Here is a 14381-nt window from a genome sequence, read left to right on the forward strand (position 1 = left end):
TATTTAGGGTTCCTTTTTTTTGTTCAAATTTCATAATGTTAAATAAAATCTAAAAACAGTCTAAACAGAAAAATCGCACGTAGATATATTAAACTTAATTAAACCACAAAAAACCACAAACAACTTCTATGGCCTCAAAAAAAACACAATCAAAGACACTTATTTCTAAAACAAAAAAACTATCAAACTCCTTCAATTTATTTCTCAATAGTAAATCTAAAACGGAAAACCCAAACAATAAAATTGTACTTTTAAGTACATTTTTACTTCTTAGCATGGGTATTTATTTCCTGTATGTTTTTTATGGTGATTTTGAACAATTCAACGCCTATAAAACGAGCTCGTCTATTGGATATGCCTTTATAGTTTTAGCAACAACCCTTTTTGCTTTTAAGGTGTTATTCTTTTTTTATAAAGCTTACAATTATTTTAAATATAAGCCAATAGCTTCTGTTTCAGATAAAGAATTACCAACAGTTACAGTTATTGTTCCTGCTTATAACGAGGGCAAACAAGTTTATGATACCTTAGTAAGTTTAGACAATAGCAACTATCCAAAACAAAAATTACAAATTATATCCATAGATGATGGTAGTAAGGATGATACTTGGGACTGGATGCTTGACGCCAAAAAGATACTTGGCGATCGATTAGAAATCTATCAACAGCCAGAAAACCAAGGAAAACGTCATGCCCTTTACCGTGGGTTTAATTTAGGAACAGGAGATATTTATGTTACAGTAGATAGTGATTCTATCGTCACTGAAGATACCCTTAGAAACTTAGTAAGTCCATTTATTAAAGACGAAAATTGTGGTGCTGTTGCCGGAAACATTAGAGTTTTAAATAACAAAAAAGAAATGCTTCCGAAAATGCTCGATGTAAGCTTTGTGTTGAGTTTTGAGTTTGTACGTTCTGCCGAAAGTAATTTGAATTCTGTATTGTGTACACCAGGAGCCTTGGCTGCATATAGAAGTACTGCAGTTCATGATTGCTTACCAGAATGGATTAACCAAACCTTTATGGGAAAACCGTCTGATATAGGTGAAGACAGAGCCATGACGAACATGATCTTAAAACAAGGTAAGCACGTATTATTTCAAAAGAATGCTGTGGCTTTTACCAATGTACCAGAACAATATATGGGATTATACAAAATGTTTATTCGTTGGGGAAGAAGCAATGTGAGAGAGAATTTAGAAATGGCAAAATATGTATTCACTAATTTTAGAGCCAAAGGCAAATCTGGAACTAGAATCTTATTTATAAGCCAGTTCTTAAAAATATTGATGAGTTATCCTTTATTATTTTCAATGTTGTTCTTTGTCTTAGTACACCCATTATTATTTTTAGGCTCTACATTGGTTAGTATTTTGATCGCTTCAACTTTTTCGGTGATATTTTTCACTAGTCAATATAAGAACACTCAAGGATTTTGGGCCTACTCGTATAGTATCTTGTTTACATTCGCTTTATTTTGGATTACACCTTATGCGATTGCAACGGCAAGTAGAAGAGGATGGCTGACTCGTGAGTTGGTTGAAACCGCATAACAACTTCAGACAAAAACTTATAAGCCTATAAAATTCTATTTTTATAGGCTTTTTCTTACATATTTACCATTTTGTCACCGACAAACTGTCACAATTAGGCAAGATCGTATTTTATGAAATTATCATATTTCAACTTAATTCCGCAATAAAATTCTAATATCTCAACTTTAATAACAAAATCTTTAGGATATCAAAATTCTCTAAATCATAATTTCTTTTTGGCACTGTCGCATAGATGTTGTGGTAATAAAGGCAACTGACAGTTAACTTATTAACTAAATAAAATTATGAAAGTATTAGTAATTGGAGCCGGAAATATGGGCTTAACTTATGCTGAAGGTATGGCAGAATCGCCACTACTTAGCAAACATAAATTAAAAATCTATGATACCGATCCAAAAAAAATAGAAAGCCTGAGCAAAGATGCTCGCTTTATTGTTTATGATGATTTAAACGATTGTCTACCAAAGGCAGATATCGTATTTATTGCGGTAAAACCATATCATAGCGATGGTTTATTTGAAGAAATGAAACCAATGCTAAACACCAATCAAGTTTTTGTATCTTTAATGGCAGGTGTAACAATAGACACAATAAAACAAAAATTAGACGCCAACAAAGTCATTAGGACGATGCCCAACTTACCTGCACAAGTAGGTAAAGGTGTTACCTCTTATACAGAATCTAAAGCAGTCTCTAGAGTAGAGCTTCTAATGATTAGAAACCTTTTAGATACCACAGGTACATCAATACATGTAAACACAGAAAAGTTTATTGATGCTTCCACCGGAATTTCTGGTAGTGGTCCAGCGTACGTATTCTATTTTATGCAGTCTATGCTAGAAGCTGCACAAGAAATGGGATTTTCAGATTACGATTCCAAGGTATTAGTGAGTAGCACTTTTGAAGGTGCAATTGAGCTATTCAACCAAAATAATATTTCACCAAAATCATGGATAGATAAAGTAGCATCAAAAGGAGGCACAACCCAAGCCGCCATTGATTCTATGGAAGATAATAATGTAAAACAGCTTATTCAAGATGCCGCTTATGCTGCTTTTGATCGTGCTGTAGAATTGGGTAAAGACAAATAATTATGAGTGACGAAATAAAACGTGTGGTCGTAAAAGTAGGAACCAACGTATTAACAAATAAAGATAATAGAATTTTAGGTCCAGTTCTTCGTGAATTGGTAAGGCAAATTGCCGTTCTGTATGAAGAAGATATTATGGTTATCCTAGTATCATCTGGCTCTGCAATGGCAGGAATGGAAGTCTTAGGAGAAACAAACATTAAAGACAAGTCTATAAGACGACAGGTTTATTCTTCTGTAGGTCAGCCTAGAATGATGAGACATTACTACAGTATATTTCACGATTATGGTATGAGATGTGCACAAGTACTGGCGACAAAGCGAGATTTTGACATAGGGAAACACCGCGAAAACATGATTAATTGTTATGAAGGCTTACTAGCTGAAGGTGTAACTCCAATCGCAAATGAAGATGATGCTGTTTCACTTACTATGTCTATGTTTTCAGATAATGATGAGTTAGCCAGTTTAATTGCCGAATTAATTGATGCAGATAGACTAATTATCCTATCAGATACCGATGGTCTTTATACAGGTCATCCAGACGACGACAATTCTGTTCGATTAAATGAAGTTAAGACGAATGAAAATGTAGAGAAATACGTTCAAAAGTCAGATAAAAAAGAAGGCGAAGGCCGAGGAGGAATGGCTTCAAAATTAAAAATAGCGAAAGGAACGGCTAATAAAGATATTCCAACGTATATCGCCAATGGTAAACGAGAAAATGTCATTGTAGATATTCTAAATAATAAAGAAGTAGGAACTAAATTTATTAGTGCCTAAGTAACTTCTAATTAAAATAAAAAACATGAAACTTTTAAATACAGAAATAAAAAATAAAGTCTTAAAATCAATGCTTCAGATTTTAGATCGCGAACGACAGACTATTATTGAAGCGAACAAAAAGGATTTAAATGCCTTTCAAAAAGAAGATCAAGCCTTATACGATCGCCTGATTGTGAATGACAAAAAGGTTGATGAGATGATAGCTGCTGTAAACGATGTAATGCTTCAAGAAGATCCTGTTGGACGTGAAATAACCAACAAAACTTTAAAGAATAAATTAAACATCGTTAATACCACAGCGCCGTTTGGTACTATTTTAATCATATACGAATCGCGACCAGATGTTACAATTGAAGCGGCAGTTTTAGCTTTTAAAGCCAATAATAAGATTTTATTAAAAGGAGGAAAAGAAGCTTTAAACAGTAATCTTATTTTAGAAAAATGTTGGCACGAAGCCTTAGAGGAAAACGGATTATCTAAAGATTGGATTAGACTTCTACATTTAAAACGCGAAGAAACCCAAGAATTTCTTAGAAATCCTACGGAACCCTTAGACTTAATTGTACCACGTGGAGGTGAGCGTTTAATTAACTTTGTAAAAACTCATGCTACATGTGCTGTCTTAATTAGTGGTCGTGGAAACAACTTTTTATATGTATCTGAACATGCGGATTGGAGCAAAGCAGTAAATGTGATAATTAATGCTAAAACAGATAAAATTTCGGGCTGTAATGCTTTAGACAAGGTTCTTATCAATAAGAATTTACCACAGTACGATACCAAACTAAAAATGCTTCAAGAAAAATTAGAACAACACAAGGTTGAAATTGTAGTGGACCATAAGGTCTCTAAAATTTTATCTCAAAAAGAAGTCATTTCTAATCAAGAGATTTGGGATGAAGAATTTTTAGCATTAAAAGTGCTTATAGGAGAAGTAGCGAATTTAGACGAAGCCATTGATATGATCAATACACACTCAGGAAAACATTCGGCTTCAATTATAACAGAAGATAAATCTGAGGCAATGACCTTTATGCATAATGTAGATAGCGCAGCCGTGTATCATAATGCATCTACTAGATTCACTGATGGAGGTCAAATGGGAGTTGGCGCAGAGTTAGCTATTAGTACAGACAAATTGCATCATCGTGGGCCTTTAGGCTTAAACCAATTGGTAACCAATAAATATTATGTTTACGGTGACGGTCAGATTAGAGTTTAGACATCTAAATGACCAAGATGCTTGTGAATTCTAAAATTCAGATTAATAAATTAGGATTTTAGATGAAAATTCCTTATAATAAAGGTTATGATCACACAAGACAAAATTAAATACGCGGAAGAATTAAGCAACTCAATATCGTACCTTGAAAAATTAGGATACTCTAATATTAAAGCCGATTTTGATGGCTACGAGTCACCTAAATCATATCGTAAAAAAGGGAGTGACATTGACGTTACTCCAGATATAGTTGCAGAAAAGGAAGGCCGCAAGCACATATTTGATTTAAGCTTGAAATCTGAAAAACCGAGATTATTAAAATCCAAATGGTTATTTTTAAACACCTTAAGCCAAATTAAATCGTACCGCTTTAGGTTAATAACCATGCGAGGCCATTATAAGTTTACCAATGAAACTGTAGACGCAATAAACCTAGATACCGTTAAACTCTTAAAGATTTAATTTTTTTTATTAGTATTGTGTAACATTTCGATGCTTTATTACGTATAATAAAAGCAACATGGTGTTGTGACATTGCACAAATCTTAAAAATAAATGAGACAGCTTAAAATTACCAAGCAGGTTACCAATAGGGAAACTGCATCGTTAGACAAATACTTACAAGAAATTGGTAAGGTAGATCTTATTACAGCAGACGAAGAGGTAGAATTAGCTCAACGTATAAAAGCTGGCGATCAAATTGCTTTAGAAAAGTTAACGAAAGCTAACCTACGTTTTGTGGTATCTGTTGCAAAACAGTATCAAAATCAAGGATTAACATTACCAGATTTAATTAATGAAGGTAATTTAGGTTTAATAAAGGCCGCACAACGTTTTGATGAAACACGTGGTTTTAAATTTATATCTTATGCTGTTTGGTGGATTCGTCAATCGATACTTCAAGCCTTAGCTGAACAGTCTCGTATTGTACGTTTACCATTAAACAAAATTGGTTCTATTAATAAAATCAATAAGACCTTTGCTTTTTTAGAGCAAAGCCATGAGCGCCCGCCATCAGCGGAAGAAATTGCAAAAGAATTAGACATGACTATTAACGATGTTAAAGAGTCTATGAAAAATTCTGGCCGTCACGTTAGTATGGATGCACCTTTAGTAGAAGGTGAAGATTCAAACTTATATGACGTCTTACGAAGTGGTGAATCACCAAATCCGGATAAAGATTTATTACACGAATCTTTACGAACTGAGATTGAACGTGCATTAGAAACATTAACACCTCGTGAAGCTGATGTTATTCGTTTGTATTTTGGATTAGCAAGCCAACATCCAATGACTCTTGAAGAAATTGGAGAAACATTCGATTTAACACGTGAGCGTGTAAGACAAATAAAAGAAAAAGCAATTAGACGATTAAAACATACGTCTAGGAGTAAAATATTAAAAACATATTTAGGTTAGGAAAACGTATATTTAACGACCAACCTAATAATAGTAACAACAGTTACAAACATAACTGTTCGTTTTTTGATTGATGAAAGAACCCACGGCTGATTACCGTGGGTTCACTTTTTAGTACAACTTTGGTTTTGTTAAAAACCAAACAGCTAAACTAATTGGGCTTAAGAGCACAATCTCTTTTTGTTTTTTACTTCAATGACAAAATAACCTCACATTTTAATTACCTTTGCACAAACCTTAAATAAACCTTATACAATGGCTACAAAATTAATTGCTCCTTCCATGTTAGCTGCCGATTTTGGCAATCTTCAACGCGATACCGAAATGGTTAATAACAGTGATGCAGATTGGTTTCATATTGATGTTATGGACGGACATTTTGTGCCTAATATATCTTATGGAATGCCAGTTATTGCAGCGATAAAAAAGCATGCAACGAAACCATTAGACGTTCACCTCATGATTGAAAAACCTGAACGGTATATTGAAGAATTTGCTAAAGTTGGTGCAGATATAATTACGGTTCATTACGAATCTACGGTTCATTTACATAGAACATTAAGACAAATAAAAGATGCCGGTTGTAAAGCTGGTATTGTTCTTAATATTACTACTCCTCTTACGGTTTTAGAAGACATTCTTCCGGAGTGTTATATGATATTATTAATGTCTATAAATCCTGGGTTTGGTGGACAACAGTTTGAAGACATCACTTATAAACGTGTGAAAAATCTTCGCAAAATGATTAACGAACAAGGTCTAGATACACGTATCGAAATTGACGGTGGTGTTACAGATAAAAATATCAAAGCATTAGTTGATGCTGGAGCTGATACTTTTGTTGCTGGTAGCCACGTTTTTAAGAGTAACAACCCAACTACAACCATTAAAACATTAAAGGATTTAGCTAATTCTTAAGAGCAGAAATAACCGCAACCTCTCAGTGGTAAGAAAACTTATCTATTACGTAGGACTATACCAAAATCTTTAGACTACTGATAAGACTGCGCTCAAATGGACGGTTTTAACAACTTTATTTTACAATTGTTTTAATAAGTAGTTAATTAAATCTGTTGTTGTTACAATTCCCACAATACTACCATTATCCACTACTGGTAATGCGTGAAATTCCTTTTGAGCTAATATTTGAGCTACCTCTTTTATGGTTGCATTAGAGTTCACGGTGACTACATTTTTAGCCATCACCTGATCGATAGTAAACATATTGTAGACCAAGGCTTCAATTTCGGTTTCGGTTTCGTCTACCGCATCTGCAAAGCTAATTCTTAGTAAATCCGTATAGCTTAACATACCGATAACAACACCTTCCTTAACTACCGGAATATGTCTAATGTTATGTCTTTTAAATAAAAGTTCTGCGGTCTCAAGTTCATCTGTTCTATTGAGAGCGATGATATTGGTGGACATTATTGTAGAAACTGGTTCAGTATTTCTCATGACTTCTATGTTTTATAATTCACTATTAAAAGTACTTTATAAAGCTGTAAAAGAACATGATAAATATCACATAACACGAACAAAACCTAATTTGGCATTAAACGTTACTGCCGTAGCCATAATTATAACCATAGTTATACCCATAGCCGTAAGATTTACTTGCTCCCACACTGTTAACCACATAAGCCACATTTTTCAACTTGCCGGTTTCAGACAAGTCTACCGAATATTTCAACAGGTTTTTTTCCGTGTAATCAGCACGAACTAGGTAAATGGTTGCATCCGCTAACTGAGAGATCAATAAGGTGTCAGTAACAAGTATTGTAGGTGCTGTATCCACAATTATATAGTCGTATTCATCTTTAGCCTCCTCTATGAGTTTTGTAAAACGACCATTCGTTAATAAATGTGCTGGATTAGGCGGAATGTCGCCAGACAACAGTATGTCATGGTTCGGATGTTTATCGAAACCTTTTCTTAAACCGTCTCTCCAATTAAAGTTGCCATCATGGAGGTAATTAGACAAACCAGGATTGTGTTTATCTTGCTTAATATGTGTATGAATTTGTGGGTTTCTTAAATCGGCACCAATTAAAAGCACTTTTTTATTGATACTAGATAAAGCTAAAGACAAATTAATACTTACATAGGTTTTGCCTTCCCCTTTTATTGTTGATGTACAATATATAACTTTCGCCTTATGATCATCCTTCACTGGTAAAATATAATCTACATTAGAACTTAATATTCTAAAGGACTCTGCTAATGCCGAACGCGAATCAGGATCATCAAACACAACATCTTCTTTATTTTTCTTAAATGGAATTTCACCAATTACAGGGATCTTAGAACTGACCTTCGTGATATCATCTTTGCCATGCAATTTCGTATCTAACATAAACATAAGATATAGAATTCCAAATGGAATCAATAGTCCTCCTAAAAGTGCTCCTGCGTAAATGATATGGGATTTTGGCGAAATAGGATTCCCCCCTGTCAAAGCATATTCTACAACTTTTATAGAAGGCTCCGTAATTGCCAAATTGATAGCAGCCTCTTCTCTTTTCTGTAGTAATAAAAGATAGAGACTTTCTTTAATTTTTTGTTGCCTGTTAATGGCTCTTAACAGTTTCTCCTTTTCAGGGATTTGCGATACCGTACCACTAAATCTTCGGTTTCTTGAGCTCAGTTGTTGTCGTGACGCTTCAAGCTGATTGGAATAGGTTTCTAAGGATCTATTGAGATTAGCTTTTAAGTTCTCTACTTGGGTTACGGCTTTCTGCACTATAGGGTTATTTGCCCCACCACTACTTAAATATCTATCTCTATTAATTACGGCACTATTGTAATCCGTTATAAGCACATTAATACTAGAATTCTCAATACCAATATTTGCCGGTAATAAATCGGATTCAGTATTATTTTTTAATGAATTTTCTAAGAGGTCAGACAATGTTAACTGGTGTTCAATACGGAACAATTCCTCATCGGATTGCGCTCGTTGTTCAAGTCCAAGCTGCGCATCAGCAATGATATCAACAATATTATTGCTTTGCTTAAAGTCTTGACGATTCACTTCAATAGAATCTAATTCTTGTTCTAGAAACACAAATCGTTCATCTATAAAATCTAAGGTGCGTTTAGAGACTAACTGTCGGTCATAAATTCCGTCTCTATTAAACTCATCCATTAGGGTGTTTAATATTTTTTCAGACAACTCCTTACTCTCACCTGTAATGACTAATTTAAGTAAATCACTCTGCTCTCCAATAGCTTCAACCCCAATTTTAGCTTTTAAGCCTAGAGCCACATTTTTAATGGATTTAAAATTTATAAGAAATGTTTTTCCAATAATATCCTTTTCCGAAGCCTCGGAACGTAAACTTATTTCAAAAGGTAAATTGGTATCACTATTTAGTGTAGAGTGCTCCGAAAAAGAAAAGACTTCTTCTGTATCAACATCTATAATTTCAAGTCCGTTAGCTTTAACATTGATTTTATAAGATATAGTTTTTGAAATACTATCGGGCTCTATTATTTGCTTAAACGTAAGTGGTAAAGTTTCTATTTGTGAGGTTTGTATAGTTCCTTCCTCATAAAAACTCGTGTTTAAATTAAGCTCCCTAACGACACGATCCATGATGAGATAAGACGTTAAAATTTCTTTTTCATTCTCTAAATTTATATTACTTCTTTTAAATATAAAGGCAGATGTTGGCAGCTCTAAACCCTCCGATTCATCTAATATTTTTACTTTTGCATAGGTTTCATAAATGCGTGGAGCATATCTTAAGTATAAATAAGCTCCTATTAAAAGCAACATTACAGTAAATACAAACCATGGCCAATAACGTAAATAGCGTCTAAGCTCTTGTTTTAAGTCTATGTTGTCTTCTGTATCAAACGCATTCATAGTGTTAAAAGAATTATCCATACAGTTATCTCGTCAATAAAATAGTTATACTCAATGCTAAAGAGGCAATGGTTAATACCGTTCCTATATCTTTTACAAAACCTGCACTTTTCACTTTAGGATTATTAGGATTAACAATAATGTGGTCATTGGGTTTAATAAAATAGAATTCACTATTCATAAACTCAGCAGATGTTAAATCGACATGTGATATTTTACGCACTCCATCGACCTCTCTAGTTATCAATATATCATCTCGTTTTCCATTAATAGTTAAGTCACCAGCATAACCCAAAGCTTGTAACAGTGTCATATTGGGCTCGGTATAATTAATTGTTCCAGGATGATTTACTTCACCTAATATTGTAACTTTAGCATTAATCAAACGCACATTAACTCTAGCATCTGATAAATGGCCTTCTGTTATTAATTTGTTACTAATAAATGATGCTAGCTCTTGAGTTGTCTTATTTTGAGTCGATATTTGTCCTAAGACAGGCAATACAATCGTACGGTCTAAATTAACGACATAACCGTCTAACTTCATAATATCTAAGTTCTGAGCCTGTACCCCTTGAACAATACTTTTATTATAAGGTAATGCTGCTTCTGGTTCTAAACTCTGAATTGTTATTTTTAAAATATCATTGGGCTGAATATTTGGTGATTGATACACAACCTCACCTACTCCTTTCGTGTCTATATCTTGTAAATAAAGGACTTCTTTTTTAGACGCACAAGATGCTAATATGAAAAGACATAATAGGCCTAATGTTTTAAATTTCATTGAAATATATTTTAGTAGTCGGCAAATATAACTGCATTTAAGGTACCAACAAAACCTTGAGTCTAATTAACCCGCACCATCCTCAATATTCTTAGTGCTATTTTTAATTTTATGTAATCCAAAAGGCATAAGATAGAGGACTATCCCATAAAATAAGAGACAAATAATCTGTGTGTTTAGGTCTAAATGCACCAAATTAAAAGCGATACATACAATGATAAAATTAAAGCTAGATATTATAATAGTGGTCATTAAATGACTATAGCCAATTCTAATAAACCAATGATGGATATGATTCTTATCGGCCTTAAAAGGGCTTGTTTTATGAATTACTATTCTAATAAAGAAAATACGCAAGGTATCTATAAGTGGATAAAACAATAAGGCAAAAGCTAATGCCGGCGACGCCTTATAGTACTCTGATGTTTCATCTATTTGTGCCATATTGATAAAACTAATTGTAAAGAACGCTAATAAAAAGCCGATTATCATAGACCCTGTATCTCCCATAAATATTTTCTTACTTCTCGAAAAATTGAACCGTAGAAATGCCAACAACGAGCCGCAAAGTGCGATAGCAATAGTCGCTAAGCTCAAATTTTGCCCACTGACAAAAAGATATACAAAAATAGCACTAACGGTTAATGCAATGGTTCCGGCTAATCCATCCACACCATCGATAAGATTATAGGCATTAATAATTAATATATACACAAATAGAGTAAACGCTGCAGACACCCAGTACGGAAGTGTGTATACATCTAAAATACTTGAAAAACCAATAATACGTGTATCCGTAAACACGATAAGTAAGGTTGCTACAAATAATTGGCCGATTAATTTTTTGCCTGGTGACAAAACAGTAAGATCATCTTTTAAGCCTAAAAAAAATAAAACCGTTAAGCCGCCCATAACCAAAAGCAACACTTTAGTATTTAAAAAGGCACCGACAATTGTCATCACAACAATAACTCCTAAAAAAATTCCGATACCTCCTAAGGTCGGCGTTCTGTTAGCGTGCAGACTTCTACTATCGGGCTCATCCATAAGATGTTTTTCGTTTGAAACATATAAGATTGTAGGAAATGTTCTATAGGCAATAATAAAAGCCAATACGAGGGCTGCTATTAACCAAAGAACAATATTATCTTCAGGACTAAAACTATCTACTAATGTTTTTATCATAGGTTATAGATATAAAGCTATTTATATCGATTAAAGTGGGTGCAAGATACAATTTATAATCAAGAGCAAATAATTATATCAGCTTGCGCAAACAAAAAATGGTTATAAGTTAACATTAAAGATTTATTTGATTTAGAACAGCTATGATACGCTCGGCAGTTTTACCATCCCAAAGCGGGATATCTTGTCCTTTTTTCCAATCACCCGAGAATAATCGGTTTAAATAAGGTTTTAAATTATCAGGATTTGTACCTACTAATTCATTAGTTCCTAGAGTTATGGTTTCTGGGCGTTCCGTGTTATCTCGCAAGGTTAAACATGGTACGCGCATTACGGAAGCTTCCTCTGTAATACCTCCTGAATCTGTAATCACTGCCTTGGCTCTTTCAACTAAATAATTAAATTCTAAATAGCTTAAAGGCTCAACCGTATGTAATCTTGAATGGCTAATATGAAGACGTTCTAAAATTTTAGCAGTTCGTGGATGTACAGGAAAAACTAATGGCAAATCTTGGGTATTCGCAATAATTTCATCAATCATATCTTTCAACTGCGATTCCTCATCTACATTAGCTGGCCTATGAAGTGTCATTACGATATAATTCCCTTCGTCTAATCCTAATTCATTCCAAACTTTAGGTTGTGCAAAATTAGGGCGCTGTTTTAACAAGGTATCAATCATGGTGTTTCCTACGAAAAATATCTGATCGTCTTTTACTCCACTTTGCTTTAAATTGGTATTCGCTGTTTCTGAAGTTGTAAAAAAGTAGTTCGTAATGCTATCGGTTACTAGCCTGTTTATTTCTTCAGGCATAGACCAATCATCTGAACGAATCCCTCCTTCGACATGCGCCACTTTAGTGTGTAATTTTTGAGCGACTAACGCACACGCCATAGTAGAGGTTACATCACCAACCACCAAAACCAAATCAGCAGGGTTTGCCATTAATTCCTTTTCAAAACTCATCATAATTGCCGCCGTTTGTTCTGCTTGTGTACCACCACTGCACTCTAGATTAACATGTGGCTCAGGAATTTCTAATTGCTCGAAAAAGCTGCCTGACATATTTTTATCGTAATGCTGACCGGTATGCACTAAACGATAATCCATATCTCCATGGTCTTGTTTTGCTTTTTGAATGGCATGAATGATTGGAGCAATCTTCATGAAATTTGGTCTGGCACCGGCTATTATTGTGATGTTGTACATGTTTTTATGTTTTTATTTTTTTATTTTAATGCTAGATTGATCTGCTTTTAGAGTCTAGAATCTCGACTTAACTTCAATTAAAAGCTCTTATTTTAAATTGATTTATGAACTCTACACTACCTACGGAGTTAGCACGGAGTATCTATAGCCTCGTATTTTAGGTCTTTTATTTATTTTTCTTAGCTAAGCACAAAGCTAACATTAAAACTAACATTATAGGTTTTCTTATATAGGTGTTATTATTTATCTGCTTGGCTTTTATGACTCCTCTCTAATAACTCATCACTTATACCACTTCTCTTTTTTTTCACGCAAAGATGCTAAGGTGCAAAGGTGATTACTGTTAACTGTCCATCACTCACTTCTCAAAACTCCCCCTTAAAAGACTCTTTCAATCAAGAAACCAAAAACACCCCTAATGCGCTTCGCTCAGTAGCTTCTAAACAAAGTATATTTCGTTTCTCACCAATCCTCAAGGGGACAATTTAATCGATTAAAATTTTATTTTTTAGACGATTATATATATTATGAATTTTATATACCAAAATGCATTGTTTTAATAACGATTTAAATGCAAATTAACAAAAAAACGAACCAAATGAATCTGTCTTTTTATTCTTGATGGTTGACTAATTAATCTGTACGTCCATTCCATATTGTTTTTCACCCACCATTTTGGCGCGCGTTTTACATTGCCTGTAAACACATCGAAACTACCACCGAGGCCTTGATATACGGCTTGATGTTCTTTTTGGATGCGCTCCATTAATAACTCTTGCTTTGGCGAACCCATAGCCACGAAGATCACATCTGGATTGTGCTTTTTAATATCTTCGATTAAGGCTAATTCCTCAGCTTCGGTTTTAATATAGCCATTTCTATAATTGCAAATATTGATGTCTTCATATTCGGATTTCAGTTTAGAAACCGTCTCTTCAATAACCGCTTGTTTTCCACCCACTAAGTAGAACGATTTTGTTTTGTAATAATTCTGAACAACATCTAGCCACAATTCACAACCTGGAATTTTGACTACTTTTCCTGCCCCTTTTTTCTGTAAAGCCCAAACTGCACCAATACCATCTGGATAGCCCATATTTCTATTGATTAGTGCTCTACTTTCGTCTGTAGCATGCAAAATTTTCTCAGCATTAACAGCCACCATAATTTTATGGTTATCAAAGGCATATTGCATTAATTCTTTTCTGGATGTTGGAGCAAACGTTACGACTCCGTTTAAGGACTTAGCCTCCAT

13 protein-coding genes are annotated in these 14381 nt (G+C 34.0%); 7 read left to right on the forward strand and 6 right to left on the reverse strand.

The window, feature by feature from the left end; translation table 11 throughout:
* The first annotated feature begins 128 nt into the window (after nt 1–128).
* The 7 genes from ITJ86_RS01195 to rpe all read left to right on the forward strand — a co-directional run bounded on the left by ITJ86_RS01195 (nt 129) and on the right by rpe (nt 6991).
* Entirely contained in the window at nt 129–1553 is a 1425-nt protein-coding gene (locus tag ITJ86_RS01195) for a glycosyltransferase (RefSeq protein ID WP_195869775.1), read from the forward strand.
* Nucleotides 1554–1840: 287 nt separating this feature from the next.
* Nucleotides 1841–2647 carry a pyrroline-5-carboxylate reductase gene (gene proC, locus ITJ86_RS01200; protein WP_195869776.1) on the forward strand — a complete coding sequence of 269 codons (807 nt, stop codon included), beginning with the start codon at nt 1841–1843 and terminating at the stop codon, nt 2645–2647.
* A gap of 2 nt (nt 2648–2649) precedes the next feature.
* Nucleotides 2650–3429 carry a glutamate 5-kinase gene (gene proB, locus ITJ86_RS01205; protein ID WP_195869777.1) on the forward strand — a complete coding sequence of 260 codons (780 nt, stop codon included), beginning with the start codon at nt 2650–2652 and terminating at the stop codon, nt 3427–3429.
* 25 nt (nt 3430–3454) lie between these two features.
* Nucleotides 3455–4654, forward strand: a complete 1200-nt coding sequence (locus ITJ86_RS01210; protein WP_195869778.1) for a glutamate-5-semialdehyde dehydrogenase — start codon at nt 3455–3457, stop codon at nt 4652–4654.
* Between the two features lie 87 nt (nt 4655–4741).
* Nucleotides 4742–5116 carry a hypothetical protein gene (locus ITJ86_RS01215; protein WP_195869779.1) on the forward strand — a complete coding sequence of 125 codons (375 nt, stop codon included), beginning with the start codon at nt 4742–4744 and terminating at the stop codon, nt 5114–5116.
* Nucleotides 5117–5209: 93 nt separating this feature from the next.
* Complete coding sequence (locus ITJ86_RS01220) at nt 5210–6073, forward strand: sigma-70 family RNA polymerase sigma factor (RefSeq protein ID WP_173300852.1); 864 nt, start codon at nt 5210–5212, stop codon at nt 6071–6073.
* Between the two features lie 255 nt (nt 6074–6328).
* On the forward strand, nt 6329–6991 hold the full coding sequence (rpe, locus tag ITJ86_RS01225; RefSeq protein WP_195869780.1) for a ribulose-phosphate 3-epimerase: 663 nt from the start codon (nt 6329–6331) through the stop codon (nt 6989–6991).
* A gap of 120 nt (nt 6992–7111) precedes the next feature.
* On the opposite strand, the gene ITJ86_RS01230 is transcribed toward rpe, so the two are convergent.
* The 6 genes from ITJ86_RS01230 to ITJ86_RS01255 form a co-directional block, all read right to left on the reverse strand.
* Complete coding sequence (locus ITJ86_RS01230) at nt 7112–7531, reverse strand: CBS domain-containing protein (protein ID WP_195869781.1); 420 nt, start codon at nt 7529–7531, stop codon at nt 7112–7114.
* A gap of 97 nt (nt 7532–7628) precedes the next feature.
* The gene (locus ITJ86_RS01235; protein ID WP_195869782.1) at nt 7629–9965 is read right to left on the reverse strand and encodes a GumC family protein; all 2337 of its coding nucleotides are present in this window, start codon (nt 9963–9965) and stop codon (nt 7629–7631) included.
* A gap of 4 nt (nt 9966–9969) precedes the next feature.
* Entirely contained in the window at nt 9970–10731 is a 762-nt protein-coding gene (locus ITJ86_RS01240) for a polysaccharide biosynthesis/export family protein (protein WP_195869783.1), read from the reverse strand.
* A gap of 66 nt (nt 10732–10797) precedes the next feature.
* Nucleotides 10798–11916: an MraY family glycosyltransferase gene (locus tag ITJ86_RS01245; RefSeq protein WP_195869784.1), complete on the reverse strand. Its 1119-nt coding sequence runs from the start codon at nt 11914–11916 to the stop codon at nt 10798–10800.
* Nucleotides 11917–12031: 115 nt separating this feature from the next.
* On the reverse strand, nt 12032–13126 hold the full coding sequence (wecB, locus tag ITJ86_RS01250) for a non-hydrolyzing UDP-N-acetylglucosamine 2-epimerase (RefSeq protein WP_195869785.1): 1095 nt from the start codon (nt 13124–13126) through the stop codon (nt 12032–12034).
* A 556-nt stretch (nt 13127–13682) separates the two neighbouring features.
* Nucleotides 13683–14381, reverse strand: a complete 699-nt coding sequence (locus tag ITJ86_RS01255) for a WecB/TagA/CpsF family glycosyltransferase (RefSeq protein ID WP_195869786.1) — start codon at nt 14379–14381, stop codon at nt 13683–13685.

Origin of the sequence: Winogradskyella marina, from assembly GCF_015645385.1 — a bacterium.
GTDB lineage: Bacteria > Bacteroidota > Bacteroidia > Flavobacteriales > Flavobacteriaceae > Winogradskyella > Winogradskyella marina.